This window comes from Proteus columbae, assembly GCF_002777965.1.
GTDB classification, from domain to species: domain Bacteria; phylum Pseudomonadota; class Gammaproteobacteria; order Enterobacterales; family Enterobacteriaceae; genus Proteus; species Proteus columbae.
The window spans coordinates 154,640-178,753 of sequence record NZ_NGVR01000008.1 but is presented as its reverse complement, the minus strand read 5'-3'; the positions used below and the strand labels follow the sequence as shown (position 1 = coordinate 178,753).

Below are 24,114 nucleotides of genomic sequence, written 5' to 3'. Positions count from 1 at the left end.
ATGGAAATTATCTTCAACAAATTATTTAGCGCACAACAATTGACGTTAGAAGAAAGCCAAACACTGTTTAGCGCCATTATTCGCGGTGAGTTAACGGAATCACAATTAGCAGCTGTTTTGATCAGCATGAAAATGCGTGGTGAACATCCTCAAGAAATTGCAGGTGCAGCGCGTGCATTACTTGAAAATGCGCAACCATTTCCTCGTCCTGATTACACTTTTTGCGATATTGTCGGCACTGGAGGAGATGGAGCCAACAGTATCAATATTTCAACAGCAAGTGCATTTGTTGCAGCAGAAATAGGTATCAAAGTTGCGAAACATGGTAATCGTAGCGTATCCAGTCGTTCAGGATCTTCCGATTTATTAGCGGCATTTGGTATCCCTTTAGATAGAAGTGCTGATGATGCGCGCCAATTGCTGGATGAAGTGGGTTTATGCTTTTTATTTGCACCTCAGTATCACAGTGGCTTTCGTTTTGCTGCACCAGTTCGCCAACAACTGAAAACACGCACGTTATTTAATGTATTAGGCCCACTGATTAACCCAGCTCGCCCGCCATTAGCATTAATTGGGGTATATAGCCCTGAGTTATTGATGCCTATCGCAGATACATTAAAAGTTTTAGGTTATGAGCGTGCCGCCGTTGTTCACAGTGGGGGAATGGATGAAGTTTCACTACATGCCCCTACTCAAGTTGCTGAATTACGTAATGGTGAAATTACACGTTATGAACTGACACCGAGTGATTTTGGTCTTCGTCCTTGTGCTATTACTGATTTAGAAGGTGGTACACCTGAAGTAAACCGTCAATTATTAGCAGATTTACTACAAGGCGAAGGAAAAAGAGCACATACCGAATCTGTTGCAGCTAATGTCGCTTTATTAATGCGTTTACATGGGCAAGAAGATTTAAAAATGAATACTGAAGTTGCTATGCACGCCATTTATAGCGGTAAAGCAATAAATCGTGTCACTGCATTAGCAGCAAGAGGATAAGAGCATGACTGTATTAAACGCCATTGTAAAAGATAAAGCTGAATATCTGATTGAACGTAAAGCAAGCCAACCATTATCAGAATTTGTGCACCAAATAGTGCCATCAACACGCTCGTTTTATCAGGCATTAACTCAGCCTAATACTGTTTTTATTTTAGAGTGTAAAAAAGCATCACCCTCAAAAGGGTTAATTCGTGCTGATTTTGATCCCGCTACGATTGCAAAAATTTATCAGCCTTATGCTGCTGCAATTTCGGTATTAACGGATGAGAAATATTTTCAAGGGAGCTTTGATTATTTACGTCAAGTTAGCCAAGCCGTGCACCAACCCGTTTTGTGCAAAGATTTTATTATTGATGAATACCAAATCTATTTAGCTCGTTTTTATCAAGCAGATGCCATTTTATTAATGCTCTCTGTCTTAGATGATGAACAATATCGTGCATTATCAGCCGTTGCTCATCAATTAAATATGGGTGTATTAACTGAAGTCAGTACCGAAGAAGAGCGTCAACGTGCCATTAATCTCAATGCCAAAGTTATTGGTATTAATAATCGTGATTTGCGTGATCTCTCTATCGATTTAGCGCGTACCCAACAGTTAAGCCAAGGTTTACCTAAAGATGCAATCGTGATCAGTGAGTCAGGTATTCACACCCACCAGCAAGTTCAAGAGTTGCGCCAATATGCTAATGGTTTTCTGGTAGGTAGTGCCTTAATGTCACAAAAAAATATTGACCAAGCGGTGAGAGCACTAATTTTGGGAAAGCATAAGGTGTGCGGGTTAACTCGCACACAAGATGTAAAAGCAGTTTATCAAGCAGGTGCTTATTATGCGGGATTAATTTTCGCAGAGAAATCCCCTCGTAAAGTGACATTGTCACAAGCACAAGAATTGATAACACAAGCTCCCTTAGCGTATGTGGGTATTTTTCAAAATCAACCTATTGAGCTTATTTGTGACTATGCAGAAAAACTTAATTTATCTGCCATCCAATTACATGGACAAGAAGATGTACAATTTATCGAGCAACTTCACCAAAGAATTCAACCTGATTGTGAAATTTGGCAAGCGATAAATATGGCAAACCACACTGATATTCACCCTATTTCACACGTTAATAAATATGTACTTGATAACGGAACGGGTGGCACAGGTACAACCTTTAATTGGCAAAAAATTCCTAATACATTACGTGAAAAAGCGTTACTTGCAGGTGGTCTTAACAGTGAAAACTGTTTAGATGCGGTTAAAACAGGCTGTATCGGGCTTGATTTTAACTCCGGAGTAGAATCGGCTCCTGGCATAAAAGATGCACAACGCTTGAACCAAGTATTTGCACAATTACAGCTCAACTAAATTTCACAAAGATAAAATTTTAAACAGGATGACATCACAATGAGAAAACTTAACCCCTACTTTGGCGAATTTGGTGGCCAATATGTACCTGAAATCTTAATTCCTGCATTGGATCAACTCGAACAAGCGTTTATTGATGCACAAAACGATCCCTCTTTTCAGCAAGAATTCCAAGATTTATTAAAAAATTACGCTGGTAGACCAACGGCATTAACCCTTTGTCGTAATTTAACAGAAGGCACACGAACTCGTTTATATCTAAAGCGTGAAGATTTACTGCATGGCGGCGCTCATAAAACAAACCAAGTATTAGGCCAAGCGCTGCTAGCAAAACGTATGGGAAAAACCGAAATTATTGCAGAAACAGGTGCGGGTCAACATGGTGTTGCAACTGCTTTAGCCTGTGCATTACTTAATATGAAATGTCGTATCTATATGGGTGCTAAAGACGTCGAACGCCAATCACCTAACGTATTTCGTATGCGCTTAATGGGTGCCGAAGTTATTCCTGTTCACAGTGGTTCATCTACCTTAAAAGATGCGTGTAATGAGGCATTACGTGACTGGTCTGGTTGTTACGACCGCGCGCATTACTTATTAGGAACGGCGGCTGGTCCTCATCCTTATCCAACCATTGTCCGTGAGTTTCAACGTATGATTGGTGATGAAGCTAAAGCACAAATTCTAGAACGTGAAGGTCGTCTACCTGATGCTGCTATCGCCTGTATTGGCGGTGGTTCTAATGCTATCGGTTTATTTGCTTCCTTTATCCCAGAAACTTCGGTGCAACTCATTGGTGTTGAACCTGCAGGTAAAGGTATTGAAACGGGTGAACATGGCGCACCACTCAAACACGGTAAATTAGGGATCTATTTTGGTATGAAATCCCCAATTATGCAGACTGATGAAGGACAAATTGAAGAGTCATATTCAATTTCAGCAGGTCTTGATTTCCCATCAGTAGGGCCTCAGCACGCACATTTAAATAGTATTGGTCGTGCTGATTATGTTTCTGTTACCGATGATGAAGCCATAGAAGCATTTAAAGCACTTTCTCGCCGTGAAGGGATTATTCCAGCCTTAGAATCTTCTCATGCATTGGCTTATGCACTGAAATTAATTGCACAAAATCCTGACAAAGAGCAGCTATTAATTGTGAACTTATCAGGTCGTGGTGATAAAGATATTTTTACTGTAAATGATATTTTAGCAGCAAGAGGAGAAATCTAATGAGCCGTTATCAAGTATGCTTTGAAGCATTAGCACAAAAACAGCAAGGCGCATTCGTTCCTTTTGTTACATTAGGTGATCCTTCTCCTGAGCTGTCATTACAAATTATTGATGCGTTAATTGAAGGTGGCGCAGATGCATTAGAGATTGGTATTCCCTTCTCCGATCCTCTTGCAGATGGTCCTACAATCCAAGGGGCTAATTTACGTGCGCTTAATGTCGGTGTAACGCCAACAGATTGCTTTGCGCTCTTAACTAAAATTCGTGCAAAACATCCTAATATTCCTATTGGCCTATTAGTTTATGCCAACCTTGTTTTTAGTAATGGCATTGATAATTTTTATAGTAAATGCGAGCAAGCTGGTGTGGACTCTGTCTTAATTGGCGATGTGCCTTTACGTGAATCAAAAGAGTTTCGTGAAGCAGCACAACGCGCAAATATCAGCCCTATTTTTATTTGCCCGCCTAATGCTGATGATGAACTTTTACAAGAGTTAGCAGCATCAGGTAAGGGTTATACCTATTTACTATCAAGAGCAGGTGTAACCGGTACAGATAAACGAGCAGAACAATCACTAACACATCTTACTGATAAGCTAAAAACCTATAATGCCCCCCCTGCATTACAAGGGTTTGGAATTTCAGAGCCTAAACAAGTGAAGGAAGCGATTGCAAATGGCGCGGCTGGCGCAATTTCAGGCTCGGCGGTTGTTCAAATTATTGAGAAAAACCTGCATCAGCCAGATGTAATGCTAAAAGCACTGACGACATTTGTGAAAGAGATGAAGGCGGCTACCCTCGCCTAATTATTTTAAATACGCTTAGTGAGATCCGCTTTAGAGAAATAATTTGCTATTTTTCTAAGCGGATTACTCTTAATTTAATGTCTATTCAATCCGGCTCATTTATTGCTGAACTCCCTATAAACCACGTTTTCATATCCTTTTTCATATTTTCAATCAAATAATCTTTTTATCTAAAATTGGGCGAAATTTTATTTTTTGGTCATACTTTATAAGGTACTTTATATTTTCTATTTAGAAATGCTCAACCAATAATGTAATTACAAGGAGTTTGATGATGAAACTATGGGCAAAAATCTCTGCTGTTATGGCAGCGTTACTTATGGCATTTACGTTATCTGCATGTTCTCCAACCGCAACATCTGAGGGTACTGGGGGTTATTTTGATGACTCCGTGATCACCACCAAAGTGAAAACAGCACTCATTGGTGAAAAAAACCTTAATTCAACACAAATTAGCGTCGAGACATTTAAAGGTAAAGTTCAGCTAAGTGGTTTTGTCTCTTCTCAAGCGGATGCTAATCGTGCCATTGAAACAACCCGTAAAGTCACTGGCGTAAAAAGTGTTATCAACTCAATGGTTGTTCGCTGATCCCCTCTTTATTCTAGTCTTCCTTTAGCCTTACTTTTTAGACCACCTTTTCGGTGGTCTTTTTTTTGCCAAGCACTTCTTTCTCAGCATTAGTTTTTATCATAAAGCAGATCAATTTTTATAAAAAACGCCAATAGATTAAAAAAAGGTCATATTTACCCAACCTTAAAAACCGTTCATAAAAAGAACAATTAAAAAGAATAATTAATCATTTAATGATTAAAACCCAACCGTCTTATTTTTATAAATATCTCTTATCCTAAACCTTTTTTATTGTTTTTTTATTTCTTTCTATCTCTTGATACACAAAGTACTTTTACTAAAACCAAACAAAAGATGCATTTAAAATACATCTAACTAATCCCCTCTTTTACTTATTAAAAGAAAATGAGTTTTTAATAAATAAAAATACACTTTTTTATCTTATTAAGAAGACAGAGAAATAAAGATATATATAAAATACACCTTTATTGGTGTTTTAATGTTAAATGTTTTATTTAAAATACATCTTTTCTATTTGTTTTTATTTTTAATTACTCATAAATGATGTATTCAATAATAGAATAGAGACTTTATATAATCTAAAAAAGAAAGATTTTGTTCAAACCTAAAAAATAAAAAAAGCGAAGAAAATCTTCGCTTTTTATTATGAGATATTCTGTCAAAGAAAGAATAATTAGAAACGGTAGCCCACACCAAACATAAATACAAATGGGTCTAAACGTGTTTTAACGTCAAAATCTTTATCAGCAACAGTACTATTAAATCTTGCTTTTGTTTCGATGTTCATCCACCAAACAGAAGCATTCAGCATCCAGTTTTTATCGAGGTTATAATCTAAACCTGCTTGTGCTGCAAAGCCCCATGAATCCTTAAGATCAAGTCCGTTTAAACCTAAGCCACCCGCTCCAGTGCCTACTGCAGGGTTGTTATTAAATTTCTCATCAAAGAAAGTGGTGAAGTTAAGACCTGCACCTAAATAAGGACGCAGTTTATCTTCTGCATTACCGAAGTAGTATTGTGCCATTAATGTTGGTGGTAAATGTTTAACTTTTGCAATTTCACCAACACCCGTTAATGATACTTTATGTTCAAAAGGAGTAGCTGCTAATAATTCAACACCAATATTATCAGTAATCATATACCCAAAAGTTAAACCTAATTGGGTATTATTATTCACTTCAAAATGGTTGCCACCTAATATTGCATCAGAACCCGCATTAGGACGAACTGTTGCAGTACCTGCACGGAATAAAAAATCCCCCGCTTGATGAGCAAAAGAAATAGAAGGCGCAAGAGTTGCAGCCGCTAAAATAAGCGCAGAAAGTTTTTTCATTATTTAACCCATTCCTGTAATAAGTAAAATCTCCGCTAAAAATATAACCATTTATTGATAATTATGATCTAATACCGATCACAACTTTGGAATTATTTTTGCGAAAAGTGTTATTTCTCTTTTTATTATTTATCAATACGATTATTTATAATTGATCCACATCAAATTACCAATTAATACAATTTTTTCTTATAATTAAATTTATTCTTAGTAATATTTTTTGAATAAAAAACATCCTAAAAAGATGGATTTTAAAATAAGGTTGTATTTATGTTAATTTAATGTTTTCTTTATTTTAAGTGATGGTGATATTCTGATTATTAACATCAAGAAAAAAACCAAATAAGAGAAGTAAGAGAAAATATCCCTTTTTGTTGTTGTAGAAGGTACAATAGCGCGTATTAACACAGTCTATTTTTATAGGAGCAGTTTCATGCCTACCACGGCACGCACAATCTACCGAGACAGTCTGAATTTTTATAAGAATGAACGACGTAGCATTGTTACCCTTTCCGCTATCCTTGCTGCTATTTTGGCGATAGTTCATGTCTTAATTGGGCCTAACCCTCAAGAATACCAATTGATGATTGAATTTGTGGCTAATTTTAAAAATACACAGCTTTCTTCTGCTTCTCCTGCTGAGTTAGAAGCAATGTCAAACAGTGTCGTGGGTATTGCCAAAAAAGTGTTATCACTGTATGCGTTTGAAACATTACAGCAAAGCATCTTGGTTCTAACCTTATTGATGTTCGCCATGGCGATCTCAACTGGGCACAATGTCACTCTAGGGCAAACATTTAACGCATGTTTACCTCGCTTACCAAAAATGTTTTTATTAATTGTTCTGTGCTCTATTTTAATTAGCGCCGGTTTTATGGTGATGATTATTCCTGGCATCATTTTGCTTATTGGTTTTGCATTAGCACCTGTTGTTTTAGTTCGCCAACAAAATATGGGAAGTGCAATTCGTTTAGGTTGGAAAATTGGATTTAGTGAATCTGGCTCACTTATTCCTGCTTTAGGTATTTGGATCTTATTGCAATTTGGTATTGGTTTTGTGAGTAACCTTACAATTCAACTGCCTGATCTTGTCCATAATTTCTTATTCTATCTTCTGAAAAATATGGCTTCAGCGTGGATGATTATTTACCTATTTCGTTTGTTTATGTTGGTTGAAAACAAATACACAACACAACAAACGCGCTAATTTACTCAAAGCCTAATTTATTCAAAGCATAGCTACCTACAAAATTTACCGATAAAAAATCCCGTGTATAAGCGAACAACGTTGAACTTATCACGGGATTTTACTTTTTATTGATCACCACTCATAAAACTTAGCCTGGATACTTAAGGTGTGATGTATGACCTTCTATTTGCACGTCTGATATCGATGTTTCGTTATTCTCTGCTTCTTGGTTTTCAGCTTCTTGCTTTAATGCCTCTTTTCTTGCTTCTTTCTGTTTTTCTTTGATCTGCTGTCGGCTTTGATAAAGTCGGATCACAAAATAGAGATCAGGGGCAATAATCAAGTCATCTTCATTTAACGAAATTCTATTACGTTCAATCCAGCGATTTAACTCAGTTCTACGCCCCGCTAAAACCAATTTAACGCCTTTTATTCGCAACTCTCGTATTAGTTCATCAATAGCAGCAAATACGCTGACATCATCATAGGTAAAGCTTACAGCCGCATCAACAGCTAACCATGCTGGGCGTTGAGGTGCGCTATCAACAAGTTGAAGTACTCTTTTTTTAAAGTAACCCACATTAAAATAAGTCAGTGGTGAATTAAAACGATACATCATTAAGCCATCGATAGGCTCAATACCATTATCCTTATTCATTGAATGAACCATTCCTTGTTCATCAACGCCCAATAACTGATCGCTTGGTCGAAAAACAATACGTAAAAATTGTAATAAACCTAATAAAACCGCAAAACCAATACCATTAATCAGTCCTGCTAATAACACCGCTAATAAGGTAAATGATGCCAATGTAAATGCTTGTTTATTACGTTTACGATAAGACCAAATATGACGAATACTCAGCAATGACCATGAAGAGACAATCAACACAATTCCTAGTGAAGATAGTGGAATATAGGCGAGAAAATCTGTCATAAATAATAGCACCAGCAGAATAACCAGTGCGGCGATAATAGAAACTAATTGAGTTTTACCACCAACAGAATCATTAACTGCGGTACGGCTACTTGCCGCACTTACAGCAAATCCTTGTGAAAGTGCCGCCGCAATATTGGCAATACCTAATGCTTTTAACTCTTGGTCTGCATCAACATCATAGCCATTTTTGCTGGCAAAACTGCGGGCTGTCATCATAAAACTCACAAAGCTAATAACAGCCAAGTTTATAGATGGAACCAACAAATCCCGTAATACACCGGGATGAAATCCACTCATTGAGACTACTGGCAGAAACAAGTCAACATTTCCCGCCTCTTTATTCACAATAGCAATGCCATAGCTTGCTAAATCAAATTGCCAGCTAAGATAAGTCATCACAACCATGGCGATTAATGGTGCTGGCCATCGGCTACGAAAATAGCGAATGCCCAATAATAAGGCGAGTGTTATCGCTGACATCAATACCGTAGGTAAATGAGCATCCATTAATCGAAATGGAACTTCAATTAATTTTTCAATTAAGTGATCTGGGGAAGTGTCAAAACCAAATACTTTACTAATCTGCCCAACCATAATGGTGATCGCCACACCATTTAATAATCCTTGAAGAATAGGACGAGACAGAAAATCAGTAAAAGCCCCCAACCGAAAATGGCTAGCTAAAATACACCAAAACCCCGTCATTGCAGTCATGATAATTGCAAGTTGCCATCGTGTATTTTCATCACCAGCAGATAGTGGAATAACGACCGCAGCAATAACGGCACACGTTGCTGCATCCGGCCCCGTAATTAATTGGCGAGAAGTACCAAATAATGCATAAATAATCATAGGGAAAATACAGGCATACAATCCAACAATGGCATTAATGCCTAATAATTCGGTATAAGCAATCGCAACAGGTAGCGCAACGGCAGCAACAGAAAGCCCTGCTTTTAAGTCATAGCCAAAATAATCTCGCTTATAATTAAATAATAAGCCCAATCCTGGCATCCATTTTATTATTCTTTTTCCGTTCATTGATTTCCTCTTATCAGAAATACTTTTTTATTTATGCATTCATCAAAAAGTGGCGGGTGATAATGATGAGTTAATGAATCATATACTAGTGCAATATTTAAATCCTCTTTCATAACTCAAGCTTGAGTTTTAATTTTACATAAATGCAATTACATTGATTTTTCATTGAGTTATTTCATATAAAAATAGCGTTTTTTGTACAAATTAACACTCTGTCGTTAAAGATATGCAATTGTTTACCCATTTTCTGTCACTTTGCATTAGAATAGCCAAGTTTATGAATTTAATTACCATAGGTTCCTATCTGTTATGAAAAATGGCTGGCTTAAGCAATTACTTGATTTTGCTCCACTATTAGTGTTTTTTATCTTCTATAAATGGCAAGATATTTTCTATGCTTCAGGTGCATTAATTATCGCGACGTGGATCTCAGTCGGCTTGACATGGCTTATTTTCCATAAAGTTGAGAAAGCACCGCTCATTACCGCCATCGTGGTCACTATTTTTGGCTCATTAACCATCTTCTTCCATTCTGCTGATTTTATTAAATGGAAAGTGACAGCTATTTATGCCATTTTTGCCATCGTTTTAATTGGTATGCAGTTATTTACGCCAAAAACGTTAATGGAAAGAATGTTAGGAAAAGAGCTCGCTATGCCACCTGCAAATTGGAAAAAACTCAATATTGCATGGGTAATTTTCTTTTTTGCTTGTGCTCTTGGTAATATTTATGTGGCATTTTCTTTAGCAGAAGAGACTTGGGTTAATTTTAAAGTCTTTGGCTTAACTATTTTAACCTTTATCTTTACTATCGCCAGCGTAGTTTATATCTGGAATAACCGTTTACCAGAAGAACAAACTGAAGATGAAACTACAGAAAATAGTGAACACGAATTATCAGATGATATGACAAAACAAGCATCTAAACCAACATCACACGATGCTCATTCAAAATCTGAATAATCATTTTTATTTTATTGGAAGATATGTGTTCTAAATAATTTAAGATGTAGCTATTAGCGTATAGCCTGTAGATACTCTAATAGCTCAACTTGAAGTATGATGAGTAAATATCTCCTTGGTTTCAACATTATTACAGATACATAATCCCCATGACTGAACAACAATCTTTGCCTAACGGTGAGCTCGTTTTACGCACCCTTGCCATGCCCGCTGATACTAACGCCAATGGTGATATTTTCGGTGGCTGGTTAATGTCCCAAATGGACATTGGTGGTGCAATTTTAGCAAAAGAAATTGCGTTAGGTCGTGTCGTTACTGTAAGCGTAACAGGCATTACCTTTCTTAAACCTGTTGCTGTTGGCGATGTCGTTTGTTGCTATGCACGTTGCTTAAAAACAGGTAACTCTTCAATTACTGTTAATATTGAAGTTTGGGTTAAAAAAGTCGCCACCGAGCCTGTCGGCCAACGTTATCGTGCGACAGAGGCTGTATTTACTTACGTTGCCGTTGATGAGAATAATTCAGCTCGTCGCTTACCAGAAGGTAAAGCTCACTTCACACTAACAAGTACAATGGAATAAAACGCCATTACGGCAATTCGATTACAACGAATAGCGTGAAAACATTAAATTTGAAATACTAAAAAAGGCACTTATTAAAGTGCCTTTTATTTATTGAGTCTCAAATAGTGATACCGCTTTGTTTAACAGCTAACTTTATAAAAATTAGCTTGTTGATATCCCTGTCATTTTGAACTCAATGAGAACCACTTTCCCTTTATAAGGAATTTTTTCATAACGCCATTGGCGCATTGCTTTTTTAACTTCACGCTCAAATACGTTTTTAGGATCAGCAGAAATAATTTCTACATTATCGACTCTTCCATCAGCATCAACATCAAAACGAACTTTGATTGAACCTTCTATCCCCACAGCCTGTGCGCGTGGTGGGTATATAGGTAAACCTTGGCGTACTGCATTCGGTACTTTGCCTTCACCATTGCTTGCCACTGCAACTGGTTTTTCTTCGCCTTTATCACTTGGCTTTGCCGTCGGGTTAAGATTTTTGAGATCATTACCTTTATTAACAACTAAAGGTTGTGGTCGCTCAACAGGCGGTTTCGGTTTATCCACAGGTTTTGGCTTAGGCTTCGGTTTTGGTTCTGGTTTTTTCTCTATTGGTTTTTCGATAATAGGTTTTACATCAGGAATAGGTTCTGGCTCGGGTTCTGGCTCAACAACCGGCTCAGGTTCTGGAGGAGTGACTTCTTCAACCACAGGCTCTGGTTCGCCTGCAGGCTCATCTGCTGCAAATGCCAACATCTGTATAGAGATAGGCTCAGGTGTGACTGGCTTATCTTCTACAACATATAACATCGCAGCCGCAACAAGTGAGGCATGTAGACAAAGTGATATGAGTACCCAAAGCTTCCAACGCATAACTGATCTTATTTCACCTAAAGAAAAAATATGCCCCTAGTTTAAATGCAAATAGCAATCATATTCAATAACGTTTAACAAAATGATTGATATTAACTGTTAAAAAGTGAAATTATGAGTTCCATTCTATGTGTTGTACAAATAAAAGTGCTCTATGTTTTCTAGAAGTATCAAGTTTACGCAGTTTATAAATTCGGAAATTACGACGAGATTGCCCTTCTAACCATCGACGTCGTTTACGTATAGCTTGTCTCATCATTCGCCAACGAGCTACTTCAGTCCTACTGTGTCTCATGCTATTAGCACCTATTTTTTCGAATAAGTGGACTATTATAAGACGTTCATTTTGTGATCCAAGGGGTGATTTATGATTTGCTTGAATTTCATCCATTATTTGAGCATTTCTCACAAAGAAAAAATGAATAAAGAGTTGTATCTTATTGCTTATTTGATGCTTATCTCTTAAGAAAGAGATTTGACAGAGATAATAATCCTGATTTAATAACAACATTCGGCAAATAACAAAAATAATGAACTATTTTTAGTAAATTGCCTTTAGCTTATCCATGCAATTCATTTTCAACGGAAAATAGCTCTACTATGACAACATTTTATACTGTATTAAGTTGGCTAACCTTTTTCTTCTATTGGCTATTAATTGCGGGGGTCACATTTCGTGTCCTAATGCATCGACGACCAGTTACATCAACAATGACATGGTTATTGATCATTTATATTCTGCCATTAGTCGGGGTTATTGCGTATTTTGCTTTTGGTGAGTTACACCTAGGAAAACGACGTGTTGAACATGCTAAACAGATGTGGCCTTCTGTTGTTGCGTGGCTTGAAGACTTAAGGAAATGTAAGCATATCTTTGCTACAAGTACGAGCGACATCGCTACTCCTCTTTTCCAATTAACCGCTAAGCGCCAAGGTATTAAAGGTGTTAAAGGTAACAAAATTGAACTTTTAACCACCTGTGAAGATTCGCTAAATTCAATTACACGCGATATTAACAACGCTCGCGATAACATTGAAATGGTCTTCTATATTTGGCAATCAGGTGGTTTAGTCGATGAAGTAACCGACGCCTTAATTAGAGCCGCTAAACGTGGTGTAAAATGCCGAGTCATGGTTGATTCCGCTGGAAGCTGGAATTTCTTTCGTACCAAAGGCCCAGACGTAATGAGAGCCGCAGGTATTGAATTTGTTGAATCACTGCATGTTAATTTATTCCGTTTCTTCTTACGTCGCATGGATTTACGTCAGCATCGGAAAATCGTATTGATCGATAATTATATTTCCTATACAGGAAGTATGAATATGGTTGATCCTCGTTATTTCAAGCAAGATTCTGGTGTGGGTCAATGGATTGATATTATGGTAAGAATGGAAGGTCCTGTTTCTACTACATTAGGTATGATTTATGCCTTTGACTGGGAGATGGAAACGGGTGAGCGCCATTTACCACCTCCACCTGATGACAATATTATGCCTTGTGAACAAGAAAGCGGCCATACAACACAAGTCATTGCCTCAGGCCCAGGATTTCCTGATGAGCTAATCCAACAATCACTTATTACAGCCATTTACTCTGCAAGAAAAGAATTGGTACTGACAACACCTTATTTTGTACCTAGCGATGATCTTGCCCATGCAATCTCAACTGCTGCGATGCGAGGTGTTAATGTGAGCATTATTGTTCCTCGCAGTAATGACTCTTTTCTGGTACGTTGGGCAAGTCGTTCATTCTTTACAGAAATGCTCGAATCAGGTGTAAAAATATTCCAATTTGAAGATGGTTTATTACATACCAAAAGCGTGATGGTTGATGGACAACTCAGTATGGTAGGTTCAGTTAACCTTGATATGCGTAGCTTATGGTTAAACTTTGAAATTACAGTTGTCATTGATGATGAAGGTTTTGGTAGTGATTTAAGCATTGTTCAATATGATTATATTGCCCGCTCAACAGAGTTAACCATAGATGAATGGGAAAAACGACCATTTTTAAATCGTGTATTAGAGCGTATCTGCTATTTCTTTAGCCCTCTGTTATAACAGAAATGTTATAATCGATAGACTACTAAGAACTGGCAATAAATAACTGTGCTAAATTAGTAAAAATGCTATACAAATAACGCGATAATTATTGGAACAACAGACAGGCATTACCATGAATGAACCAACTTTAATCAGTGAAGACGACGCTTTAGAACAAGCTTACGATCTATTTTTAGCCCAAGCAGCTGATAATTTAGATGTTGCAGACCAATTATTGTTTAACCTGCAATTTGAAGAAAGAGGCGCAGCAGAAGTGGTTCCATTGGGTAATGATTGGCAATTTATTGTTGGCCAGCCTGTTACATCAGCCCGTTTTAGTGAAGTAATTATTGGCCTTGCTCCTGACGATGATTCCGATATTGATGATATTTTTGGCCGAGTCCTAATTAGTCGCGATCCATTACAGCCTATGTTCCATATTATTTGGAAATCATAATCACTTTTATCTTCACCTGCTTATCTTTAGCAGGTGATTTTTTATTTCAGAGAGAAATAAAATGAGTGAAAGTCATTTTATTATTGATACTATTTTTACCTTAGCTTTCTTTGGTGCATTTTACTGGTATATCTGCGTGGCTATTTTTATCGTTATGCTCTATGCCACAATAAAAACAAAAAAAACGTTATTTCGTATCTTATTTATACTCATCGCTTTATTTTTTGCTTATTTACCCTTCATGCAATATCTCTGGTAAAATTTAAGCAAATGAAATCAAAAGCGCTCTATCAGCGCTTTTCTCTTGAAAATTATTTGGGGCATATGATTTGCATAGATAATACTAATTACTGGCGCAAACTCACAGCGATACGATTAAATGCATTCATTAATCCAACTGCCAGTGTCAGATCACTCATTTCTGTATCTGTAAAATACGCTTTAACCTGCTGATAAATATTATCATCCGTACTTTTTGCTGAAATATTACTAACCGCCTCTGCCCATAGCAACGCAGCTCGCTCTTTATCAGTAAAACGCTCACTTACTTGCCAACCATTTAGTGCATCTAACTTGTTTTGATCAATACCATGGTTACGCAACGAATTATTGTGCATCTCTAAACAAAAAGCACAGCCATTGATTTGAGACACTCTTAAATAGACAAGCTCAATTAACGTTATATCCAGTGAACTATCTTCTAGTGCAGTTTTACATTGAATTAAGCCAGCATAAGCTTTAGGGCTGAGTTTTGGGTAAGATAAGCGAAGCTTTGACATAATTTCCTCTCAATTCACAATAAAGATAAACCCACAACAAACTGTATATAAAAACAGTATTAATATATTCAATTTATAGTGATGGGTTTATCAATTTTGTGGTATTTGCTCTTAGAGGCAATAATTTTCGGTATAGTAACTTAATTTACGACTTATTCTTTATTAGTTATTACGCGTAATATCTGTTACTCAAAGCATTTAGATGAATGAGCAATAGTTAAAAACATTGTACCCTCTCTTGTAAGTGTACTGTCTTGTTTTATTGGTGGTGATTTGACCATTCTATCTATTTCAGTTGAAGAAAATTTATTACTTGCTTCATTATAAAAACACAAACATTGATCTTTGCTCACATTACTATAGACACTTAATGTATCCATACAATATTCAATAACTTTATTTTCTTGTGATTCAGAGCAAGCGGGTAGTAAAAATAAAGATAAAATAACAATTAAGGCTTTTTTCATAACTGTTCCACTGTTGTGTTAGATCTATTTAATTATGAAAAAATTATTTCATTAAAGCAGTGGAATTATTACGATATAAATCAAATTTGAGTGGATAATTATTATTTACATAAGATAAATAGAGGAATTTTTTACTTTCATCCCTATTTTATATCTTTAATATCTCTTTATTTAGTATTTATACTTATTTTTATTTAATCTTAAATGTAACAATGGAAAAGGATTACCTTGTCCATCTAATTCTGAACGCCCTATTTGCTCAAATCCAATATAAAGATAAAAGCCAATTGCTTGAGGATTTTGCTCATTTACATCTAACTCATCAATATGCAGTGTATTTATCGCGAAAGTTATAAGCAATTTACCACAGCCATGTCCTCTAGAATTCGCATCGACAAAAAGCATTTCTAGCTTATTTTCTGCTGTGCCTAAGATCCCATGAATAACATTATTATTGTCTATCGCAATATAGGTATTAAGCATAGGAAAATACTGTTCTACGATATCTTTTTTAAGCGATAAAATGATATCTTCAGATAGAAACGCATGCGTAGCTCTAACTGAAGATCCCCAAACTGCAATCATTTCATCATAGTGTGAAGGTTCTGCTTTTATTACAGTTAACATAATTCCCTTTCCATAAAATATGGCATCTTAAAGATCCTTTATTGACAGTCAAGTAACTCGAATAAAAAAACACACATTTAGTGTATATTTAATGCGTTTTGATAAGTGAATATCACTATATAGTGATATTCACAAAAAGGTCACATACCGTGACCTTTTAAATTATTTTATTAGTTTAAAATTAGAAACGGTAACCAACACCTAATACCCAAGTACCAAATTTTGCATTATCAAATTTTGAATATTCATAAGATGCATCAATTGCTACGTTTGGGATCGGATTAATTTGTAAACCTAATCCATAAGCCATGGACGTTTTACTGTATTCTTCATTAACATAATAATATTTATCATCTTGACTAGCGTGACCAAGACCAATTAAGCCATATGCACTAAAATAGTCATTAAAACGATAGCTAGGTCCCACAGTTAATGAAGTATAATCAATTTCAGTTGAACCAATTTTTCCCCAACGACCATAATAATTATAAGTTAATTTTGTATACGTCAGTGATCCAATAACGCCCCAATCATTATCAAACTCATGGTTATATTTAAAGTTAATTCCTTTAGGATCATCATCGATTTTATCATCACTCAATTTAATTGAGCTTTGAGCATAACCTACTGATAAAGTATTATCTAATGCTGCTTGTGCATTAAAAGAAAGTGTAGAAATAGCTAACAGTGAAGTAGAAAGAAATAAATTACGACTCATCTTTATTCTCTATATAAAAAAGGATAGACAAATGGAACTAAATTATAATTTAGCTCTCTTATTAAATTGAGCGCAACACTCAATAAAAATTATTTATAAATAGTACGTTATTAATAGTATTTAATAAAGAAAATCTTACGATTAAAATTACAATTAAAACACCATTCGCCGCAACAATAAACTTACCTTATTTTTTGCTACTATTAAGGAAATATTAAGACTATAACATCATGAAAACAAGGTTGATTTTAATTTATCTTTAGTTCTAATCACAGTTTTAATATGATTAAAATCACGATTAATCTTCTATTTGTTATTAATCAGTAAAATAAAAGACACTCACTAAGCAAAATTGATTTGCCTCAGTCTGTAAAGTATTGATTAATATTTAAGTAAAAACTTAAAGTGGCATTTGAAATAAATTTTTTATTAATTTTAATAGGTACAAAAAAACCACTTATAAAGTGGCTTTTTCTTTTATGCAACTAATCATATATTATTAGCAAGTTGCATTTTTAACCAAAAGCTTTGCTGGCATAAATTAAAAAATTCTTTTCTACAAGGAGAAATCGATTTGTTGTTCGACTCTACAATTTCCCAAGTGATCCAATGTTCAGGACATTGAGCGTCATTATCATAGTGTTCTGTTTCTATCTCTTCTGTGCATTTCAAGATGACACCATCAGGAAATAACCAAGTATGAGTTGCTCTGGTTATTTCTGTTAAGTTATCCAAAAAATTCTGCGTACTTAAAATTTGATAGCTATCTTCTTGGTTTACAATTTGAGATATATACCTCGCTAACATCGCGTTCTCTCTTGTTTTACTTCTTATTATTCAGTGTATCCACTATAAATAAGTCTAGTTTATTACTTTTGTTTTTCATCAAAAGCATCTGCCATAAGTAAAAATTTTGGTTCTGCTTTTTTATATGCATTAATCATAGGGACTAATCGCTGAAAATGCTCACTAGCACAATGCACATCAAGTGCTGCATGATCAGGCCACTGTTCAACAAAGACAAAGTGGCCAGGATCTTTTTCATCAACATATAAATTATAGCTAATACAAAGAGGCTCTTTCTTAGTCGCTTCAACAAGTTCACGATAAAGAGGTAAAACAGTTTCTATCGCTTCTGTTTTAATAAAATCTTCAGCAATCACTTTTAGCATCACATTTCCCTTACTGTAGTTGTTCAAAACAAAAACACTGTATAAAAAAACAGATAAATATAGTTTAGTTAACTCAAGAGATCTACCTTCTTTACATAAGAAAAGTGTTTCTTTTTTAAATGCTAACATTAGAGTTTAATCTATTGCAGTGGTAACAGAGTGCTGTTTCAAACAGAAAGCAGTAAGCATCAAACATTTATCTTCTATATGAGTGAAAATATGCGTTTAAATAATGCGGATTCTCTTTATATAATAGCAACTCATTAAGTAATACAGAGAAAGTAAGATTGGGGGTTAACGTGTGGCTTGAACAATTTGGTGTACTCAATATCTGGATATACCTTGCGGGCATGTTTTTTATTATTCTTGTTCCTGGCCCAAATACACTCTATGTGCTAAAAACAAGCGCATCAGGTGGTGTCAGTGATGGTTATCGTGCTGCCTTTGGTGTCTTTTTAGGTGATGCCATTTTGATTTTTCTCGCCTTTATTGGTGTCGCATCTGTTATAAAAGCCTCTCCTGTACTCTTTACTATTGTCCGTTTTTTAGGTGCTTTTTATCTCCTTTATTTAGGAATAAAGATTATCCATGCAACTTTTTTCTCCAAAAAAATACATTCAGAACAAACAACCGCTGTACAGAAACACGTTTTCAGAAAAGCGCTTACATTAAGTATGACCAATCCTAAAGCGATTCTATTTTATATTTCATTTTTTGTTCAGTTTATCGATTTTAATTATGCACATACCGGATTATCTTATTTAATTCTCGCGTCTATGCTTGAAGCGTTTAGCTTTATTTATCTTTCTTTTCTAATATTTGGTGGTGTAGCTCTTGCTCGTTTTTTTGGCTCGCGTAAAAATATCGCTAAATTAGGTAATGGTGTTATCGGGCTTTTCTTTATGGGATTCGCAACTAAATTAGCAACATTATCATCATAATTTTTAATAACAGATATCCATTATTGGATGTAGAGCTTGCCTTTTAGCTTGTCCATTTGGCGCCATTGAACTTGAGAAAAAGGCGCATTCAGCACCTACTTTTTGTTTAGATCTTGGTCAGCAATTCAAAATTGATATCGTTAAATGTGATTCATGTAATCATAGAGAACAAGGGCCTGCTTGTGTTGAGTTTTGTCCTCAAGATGCCTTAATTTATGTCTCTGATAATGAATTGTCACAATTAACCGCTGAACGTAGGAAAAATGCTATTTTACGTGAACTACCAACGATGCCTTATTAAGACCTATGTCTATTAGTAATCGCTGCGTGATACAAAAAATTTAATAGTCTTATTCAGTTTATATAAGGCTATTATTTCTTGCTTTTTACTACCCTGAAATCGCTTAACTGTAGTTATCTATATCGAAACCACCCTACCATCTGGTATCATTGGCGACTTATCAATTTTCTTGCCATAAATAACTTTGTTTTCCAAACCACTCATCAATTGAGTTGTAAAACATTTTATTGATTTATATAGCTTTTAAATCATTCAACGTTCATGAAAGAAAACAAAGCCTTGGTTAGCAAGTTACAGAATAATCAGCAACGATATAGAACCGTAAAAAATGAGCATCCCAAAAGAACAGTATAATTTCAACAAACTACAAAAACGCTTACGCCGTGATGTTGGGCAAGCTATCGCTGACTTTAATATGATTGAAGACGGCGACAAAATCATGGTCTGTCTTTCTGGTGGTAAAGATAGCTACACGCTACTTTCTATCTTAATGAATCTGCAAAAAAGTGCGCCAATTAACTTTTCACTTATTGCAGTCAATTTAGACCAAAAACAACCCGGATTCCCTGAGCATATTTTACCTGAGTATTTAAATGAACTTGGTGTGGAATATAAAATTGTTGAAGAGAATACCTATGGGATCGTTAAAGATATTATTCCTGAAGGTAAAACAACCTGCTCTTTATGCTCACGTTTACGTCGTGGTATTTTATATCGCACAGCAACAGAACTTGGTGCAACTAAAATTGCTTTAGGCCACCATCGTGATGATATTTTAGAAACATTATTTTTAAATATGTTCTATGGGGGCAAACTTAAAGGTATGCCTCCTAAATTAATGAGTGACGATGGTAAACAAATCGTTATTCGCCCTCTTGCTTATGCTCGTGAAAAAGATATTGAGCGATTTGCACAAGCAAAACAGTTTCCAATTATCCCGTGTAATCTTTGTGGCTCACAGCCTAATCTCCAGCGTCAAGTTATTAAAGAGATGCTAAGAGATTGGGATAAGCGTTACCCTGGTCGTATTGAAACTATGTTTAGAGCAACACAAAATATTGTTCCATCACACTTATGCGATACTCAATTATTTGATTTTGCTAATATCAAACATGGTGATGAAGTCATTAATGGTGGTGATTTAGCCTTTGATAAAGATGATATTCCAGCCGTACCCGTGATGTTCCAAGAAGAAGATGATGAACGTCCTGATTTTAGCCAAAACAAACTCGATATTATTGAAGTGAAATAAAACGCGATACCCTAAGTCTTGTTTTCAAGGCTTAGGTTTTTTATGACTAAATAATCACCAATAATAAGTTTAAGCAAAAAAAAACCGATGTTAATAAACATCGGTGTAATAATGGTCAATTATTCTGTATTAAGAACTCAATATGAGAAAAACTACAATTATGGAGCACAACGTTCATCGCTCAACGTTGTATTCACCTGCGAGAGTTATAATGCCAGATGTTCTATTTTAAAAAATTGATATATCTCAAACAGGGTTAGAGAATTCTTTTTTAAATCCATTTAGTTACGATTAATTTTCTGAAATTTCACAACCATCTACTACGCTTTAACCACCAAGTAACAATCACAATCAAAACAAATAGAGATAAACAAAAAATGGTAAAACCATAAGGAAATTCATTTCCGGGTATTCCACCCAAATTGACACCAAATAGCCCTGTTAGAAACGTTGTTGGTAAAAATAACATCGCCATTAGAGACATAGTATAAGTACGTCTATTCATCGCATCAGCCATCATTGATGTTATTTCATCAGCAATCACCGCAGTACGAGAAATACTACTATCCAAATCTTCTAAACGTCGAGAAAGTCTTTCTGAGATTTCTAACATCGTCACTCTATCGCTATCACTCATCCATGGTAATTTTTCAATAGAGAGTCTTGAGAATACATCTCGTTGAGGTGCCATATAACGACGTAAAACAATTAACTGCTTTCTTAATAATGCGAGTTCACCTCTTGCTGGTATTTGTTGATCGAGGATCATATCTTCCAATTCAATTAATTGGTCGTGTAGCGTCTCAACAAATTCACCTATTTCATCAGTCACTGCATCAGCCATTGTAATTAGCCAATCGCCGCTATTTTCAGGCCCATTATCAAGTTCTAGAGTATGAATAACAGAATCTACAGAATTAACTCGGCGGTGGCGACTAGAAACTATGGTTTGGCTGTTTATATAAATTCTAAAGGCAACAAGCTCATCAGGTCGATCATTAGGATTATTATTTATTGTTTGCAGATTAATGATGATACCTTCACCAATGCGTTGTGCTTTTGGTCTGACGTTCTCTGCAAGTAATATATCTTTAGCAATAGGTGGAAGTAACTCAGTCTCTTGTATCCATTGAGCACTTTGTGGTTTACGGTAATCTAAGTGCACCCAATATGGATTTTCATTTGTTGCAACAGTCTCTGCTGTGATTTCTGTTGCTCCTCCATGCCCATTAAGTTGTGCTGTATAAATAGCATCAGAATCTTGTATAACAGAGTCATTAATTGTTTTCACTTAGCTTCCTCCATAACTTTTGCTTTAAAGGTAATACTTGAATTAAATACTCAACTGTCAAATATGATTAATCTACCTTCATTTTATAACGCTATGTTTTGAACTGTTATTCTATACTTTTTTTCTAGTTAGCTGTATACCAACACTATTTTTGTTTCATTCATCTAAAACTTCTATTTATCTTCATTACTTTAGGATTATTACACTAAATTAAATACTGATAGTTACGTTAGGATACCAATACTTAGAACAACAGCAGGTAACTTATTTTATTTGTAGGAAAAAAAGTTACCTGCTGTAATTTATAATAACTATCTGACTGGTGTATACTAAATATTCTTTAATACATTTATTGCACCCTAAAAATAAGGTCATCAATATGAAAAAATTTATCGCTATTCCTTTATTTTTGCTTTTGGCTGGATGCAATGACGCAACTTCAACTGAAAGTGCAAATACAGCATCATCTACGGGGACAACAAAAACGCTTTTAGTGGACTCACAACTGTATGATTGTGTTGGTGTAGCGCCAATGAAGTGTATGAAGGTGAAAGAGTTACCTTCTGGCGAATGGTCTCTGTTCTATCAAAATATTGATGGTTTTGAATATAAAGCAGGTACTGAATACACATTAAAAGTTAATGTTACAGATATTCCTAACCCTCCAGCAGATGCATCAAGTGTCAAATATACACTGATTGAAGTTGTAGATAAAAAATAGAACACCGCACTAAAATCTGGCTCACAATAGGTATTAAAGCTTATTGTGAGTATTTCTACCTATTATTCTCAGTTTTCACGCCCGTCTATTTAAATAATATATTATTGTTACGCCATCATTAGAATAATTAATAAATCTTATGTTAATTAATAATTAGCTATTTATAAGAGTTTGATTTTTTATTGAGTTTAAAAATAAGCTCCCGAAGTTTTTTTAAGAGTAATTTCAATCAATTAATATTGAAATAAACATTTATTTTACTAAAAATAGTGTTCTACACATCAACATAGAAACTCTATAATGAATAAATTAGCCCTTGTTTTAATTAGCTTAGCTGTATCTTATTCTTCTACATGCCTATGATAAGACTCATACCCTCTCTGCTGGCTATATTTATGGAAAAATAAAAGGCGACACCGCAAAAGGAGAAATAATCAGTTATCGCTTTGAAACAGAAAATACTTGGGGAATATTAATTTCTCTACTACATTTAAATACTAACCATAAAGAATACTTTATTAATCCTCGGTTTATTACACCTTCAATATTAAATTATCGAACTAAAACCACAGGCCTATTAATCGGCCCAACTTATAGAATAACACCTAAAATTTCTATTTATGCTCAAATGGGTCCTAATAAATTAAAACATCAGGAAGATAAATATCACCCTGAAATAAATACAACAGATTCCCACACTGTTAATACAACAAGTGTAATTGGTCAAATAGGTATCGATTATAACCCTATTAAGGATATTTCATTTAGCTTGGGCTATCTTTACTCTGATACTACGGCAAATAAGCGGCATCTTGAATTAAGTGCTTTACAATTATCTTTAGGATTTCATTTTTAAACGATTTTCTAATAATTATTAATAACCCGTAATTTTATTTAATAATAAAGAAAAACAAATAGATGACTCTAATTAAGAATTACTCAGGCACCACAACAAATACATTAGATTTAATTATAACTAAGTATTTATATCTATAAATAAATTAAGATATAATATTTAACATCAAGCACATTGCACAATTGGTCAAAACAATACCATAAAAATGTATTAACATATCTCCTGCAATGTTTATTCCTTTTGAGTCTCCTTCTGTTTTCATAACAGAGGGATTTTTTTTTATAAATATTTTATTAATCACTGTAACAGTTAGATACAATAAAAATCGTGCAAAGAAGGCATTAACAATATAATTTATATCTAGACAATAAGTCACCCTGCTTTATTTTGCTACGCCCCTTTTTTAAAGGGGTTCTTTTTTATTTATACTCTCTTTTATTTTCTTACTCTTTTTTAACATTTCTACTAACGATATATATCAACTTATAAATCTCGAAAATTTTATTTTTACTATTGGTGATCGAATAAAAAAATACCCCAAAGTAGATTTTAACTTTGAGGTATAATTTACGCTTAATGACTCTGTTGCTAAATTAA

At 35.0% G+C, this 24,114-nt stretch carries 25 protein-coding genes and 1 pseudogene; 15 read left to right on the top strand and 11 right to left on the bottom strand.

Annotation, left to right across the window (positions count from 1 at the left end; genetic code table 11):
- From trpD to CBE70_RS03150, 5 genes are all read left to right on the top strand, one after another.
- A complete protein-coding gene (trpD, locus tag CBE70_RS03170) occupies positions 1-999 on the top strand; it encodes an anthranilate phosphoribosyltransferase (RefSeq protein ID WP_100158169.1) in 999 nt (332 codons plus the stop codon).
- A 4-nt stretch (positions 1,000-1,003) separates the two neighbouring features.
- Positions 1,004-2,359: a bifunctional indole-3-glycerol-phosphate synthase TrpC/phosphoribosylanthranilate isomerase TrpF gene (trpCF, locus tag CBE70_RS03165; RefSeq protein ID WP_100158168.1), complete on the top strand. Its 1,356-nt coding sequence runs from the start codon at positions 1,004-1,006 to the stop codon at positions 2,357-2,359.
- A gap of 39 nt (positions 2,360-2,398) precedes the next feature.
- A complete protein-coding gene (gene trpB, locus CBE70_RS03160) occupies positions 2,399-3,589 on the top strand; it encodes a tryptophan synthase subunit beta (protein ID WP_036937130.1) in 1,191 nt (396 codons plus the stop codon).
- Complete coding sequence (trpA, locus tag CBE70_RS03155) at positions 3,589-4,395, top strand: tryptophan synthase subunit alpha (RefSeq protein WP_100158167.1); 807 nt, start codon at positions 3,589-3,591, stop codon at positions 4,393-4,395. Before trpB ends, trpA begins: the two co-directional genes overlap by 1 nt.
- A gap of 274 nt (positions 4,396-4,669) precedes the next feature.
- Positions 4,670-4,984 (top strand): BON domain-containing protein, encoded by a 315-nt coding sequence (locus CBE70_RS03150; RefSeq protein ID WP_100158166.1) that lies wholly within the window; start codon positions 4,670-4,672, stop codon positions 4,982-4,984.
- A 676-nt stretch (positions 4,985-5,660) separates the two neighbouring features.
- On the opposite strand, the gene ompW is transcribed toward CBE70_RS03150, so the two are convergent.
- Positions 5,661-6,320 (bottom strand): outer membrane protein OmpW, encoded by a 660-nt coding sequence (ompW, locus tag CBE70_RS03145; RefSeq protein WP_100158165.1) that lies wholly within the window; start codon positions 6,318-6,320, stop codon positions 5,661-5,663.
- Between the two features lie 433 nt (positions 6,321-6,753).
- Between ompW and CBE70_RS03140 the strand changes: the two genes are divergently transcribed.
- The gene (locus CBE70_RS03140; RefSeq protein WP_100158164.1) at positions 6,754-7,527 is read left to right on the top strand and encodes a YciC family protein; all 774 of its coding nucleotides are present in this window, start codon (positions 6,754-6,756) and stop codon (positions 7,525-7,527) included.
- 130 nt (positions 7,528-7,657) lie between these two features.
- On the opposite strand, the gene CBE70_RS03135 is transcribed toward CBE70_RS03140, so the two are convergent.
- On the bottom strand, positions 7,658-9,490 hold the full coding sequence (locus tag CBE70_RS03135) for a SulP family inorganic anion transporter (RefSeq protein WP_232797339.1): 1,833 nt from the start codon (positions 9,488-9,490) through the stop codon (positions 7,658-7,660).
- A 309-nt stretch (positions 9,491-9,799) separates the two neighbouring features.
- Here CBE70_RS03135 and CBE70_RS03130 point away from each other — a divergent pair.
- Positions 9,800-10,348: pseudogene (locus CBE70_RS03130) on the top strand (septation protein A); the annotation flags it as partial.
- A 254-nt stretch (positions 10,349-10,602) separates the two neighbouring features.
- On the top strand, positions 10,603-11,034 hold the full coding sequence (gene yciA, locus CBE70_RS03125) for an acyl-CoA thioester hydrolase YciA (RefSeq protein WP_006536988.1): 432 nt from the start codon (positions 10,603-10,605) through the stop codon (positions 11,032-11,034).
- Positions 11,035-11,178: 144 nt separating this feature from the next.
- Here yciA and tonB read toward each other — a convergent pair whose 3' ends face one another.
- Together tonB and CBE70_RS03115 are read right to left on the bottom strand one after the other, a co-directional pair.
- On the bottom strand, positions 11,179-11,892 hold the full coding sequence (tonB, locus tag CBE70_RS03120; RefSeq protein WP_100158162.1) for a TonB system transport protein TonB: 714 nt from the start codon (positions 11,890-11,892) through the stop codon (positions 11,179-11,181).
- Positions 11,893-12,004: 112 nt separating this feature from the next.
- Entirely contained in the window at positions 12,005-12,187 is a 183-nt protein-coding gene (locus tag CBE70_RS03115; RefSeq protein WP_036913581.1) for a YciY family protein, read from the bottom strand.
- Between the two features lie 305 nt (positions 12,188-12,492).
- Between CBE70_RS03115 and cls the strand changes: the two genes are divergently transcribed.
- The gene (gene cls, locus CBE70_RS03110) at positions 12,493-13,953 is read left to right on the top strand and encodes a cardiolipin synthase (RefSeq protein ID WP_100158161.1); all 1,461 of its coding nucleotides are present in this window, start codon (positions 12,493-12,495) and stop codon (positions 13,951-13,953) included.
- Between the two features lie 109 nt (positions 13,954-14,062).
- Positions 14,063-14,392, top strand: coding sequence for an HI1450 family dsDNA-mimic protein (locus CBE70_RS03105; protein WP_375165166.1), 330 nt, complete (start codon positions 14,063-14,065; stop codon positions 14,390-14,392).
- A gap of 347 nt (positions 14,393-14,739) precedes the next feature.
- Here CBE70_RS03105 and CBE70_RS03095 read toward each other — a convergent pair whose 3' ends face one another.
- The 6 genes from CBE70_RS03095 to CBE70_RS03070 form a co-directional block, all read right to left on the bottom strand.
- Positions 14,740-15,171 carry a carboxymuconolactone decarboxylase family protein gene (locus CBE70_RS03095; protein ID WP_100158159.1) on the bottom strand — a complete coding sequence of 144 codons (432 nt, stop codon included), beginning with the start codon at positions 15,169-15,171 and terminating at the stop codon, positions 14,740-14,742.
- 185 nt (positions 15,172-15,356) lie between these two features.
- A complete protein-coding gene (locus CBE70_RS03090; protein ID WP_100158158.1) occupies positions 15,357-15,638 on the bottom strand; it encodes a putative periplasmic lipoprotein in 282 nt (93 codons plus the stop codon).
- A 171-nt stretch (positions 15,639-15,809) separates the two neighbouring features.
- A complete protein-coding gene (locus tag CBE70_RS03085) occupies positions 15,810-16,265 on the bottom strand; it encodes a GNAT family N-acetyltransferase (protein ID WP_100158157.1) in 456 nt (151 codons plus the stop codon).
- A gap of 181 nt (positions 16,266-16,446) precedes the next feature.
- Positions 16,447-16,983, bottom strand: coding sequence for an Ail/Lom family outer membrane beta-barrel protein (locus tag CBE70_RS03080; RefSeq protein ID WP_100158156.1), 537 nt, complete (start codon positions 16,981-16,983; stop codon positions 16,447-16,449).
- A 489-nt stretch (positions 16,984-17,472) separates the two neighbouring features.
- Entirely contained in the window at positions 17,473-17,790 is a 318-nt protein-coding gene (locus CBE70_RS03075; protein WP_100158155.1) for a hypothetical protein, read from the bottom strand.
- A 62-nt stretch (positions 17,791-17,852) separates the two neighbouring features.
- Entirely contained in the window at positions 17,853-18,155 is a 303-nt protein-coding gene (locus CBE70_RS03070) for a putative quinol monooxygenase (RefSeq protein WP_100158333.1), read from the bottom strand.
- A gap of 299 nt (positions 18,156-18,454) precedes the next feature.
- Between CBE70_RS03070 and leuE the strand changes: the two genes are divergently transcribed.
- The 3 genes from leuE (at position 18,455) to ttcA (ending at position 20,649) form a co-directional block, all read left to right on the top strand.
- Complete coding sequence (gene leuE, locus CBE70_RS03065) at positions 18,455-19,096, top strand: leucine efflux protein LeuE (RefSeq protein WP_100158154.1); 642 nt, start codon at positions 18,455-18,457, stop codon at positions 19,094-19,096.
- Positions 19,097-19,109: 13 nt separating this feature from the next.
- Positions 19,110-19,397, top strand: coding sequence for a 4Fe-4S dicluster domain-containing protein (locus tag CBE70_RS18670; RefSeq protein ID WP_100158332.1), 288 nt, complete (start codon positions 19,110-19,112; stop codon positions 19,395-19,397).
- 328 nt (positions 19,398-19,725) lie between these two features.
- Positions 19,726-20,649 (top strand): tRNA 2-thiocytidine(32) synthetase TtcA, encoded by a 924-nt coding sequence (gene ttcA, locus CBE70_RS03055; protein ID WP_100158153.1) that lies wholly within the window; start codon positions 19,726-19,728, stop codon positions 20,647-20,649.
- Between the two features lie 307 nt (positions 20,650-20,956).
- Here the strand turns inward: ttcA and zntB are convergent, their stop codons facing one another.
- A complete protein-coding gene (gene zntB, locus CBE70_RS03050) occupies positions 20,957-21,940 on the bottom strand; it encodes a zinc transporter ZntB (protein WP_100158152.1) in 984 nt (327 codons plus the stop codon).
- A 379-nt stretch (positions 21,941-22,319) separates the two neighbouring features.
- Here zntB and CBE70_RS03045 point away from each other — a divergent pair, with 379 nt between their 5' ends.
- On the top strand, positions 22,320-22,661 hold the full coding sequence (locus tag CBE70_RS03045; RefSeq protein ID WP_100158151.1) for a DUF4377 domain-containing protein: 342 nt from the start codon (positions 22,320-22,322) through the stop codon (positions 22,659-22,661).
- A 334-nt stretch (positions 22,662-22,995) separates the two neighbouring features.
- Positions 22,996-23,517, top strand: coding sequence for an outer membrane beta-barrel protein (locus CBE70_RS03040; RefSeq protein ID WP_100158150.1), 522 nt, complete (start codon positions 22,996-22,998; stop codon positions 23,515-23,517).
- Positions 23,518-24,114 lie beyond the last annotated feature (597 nt).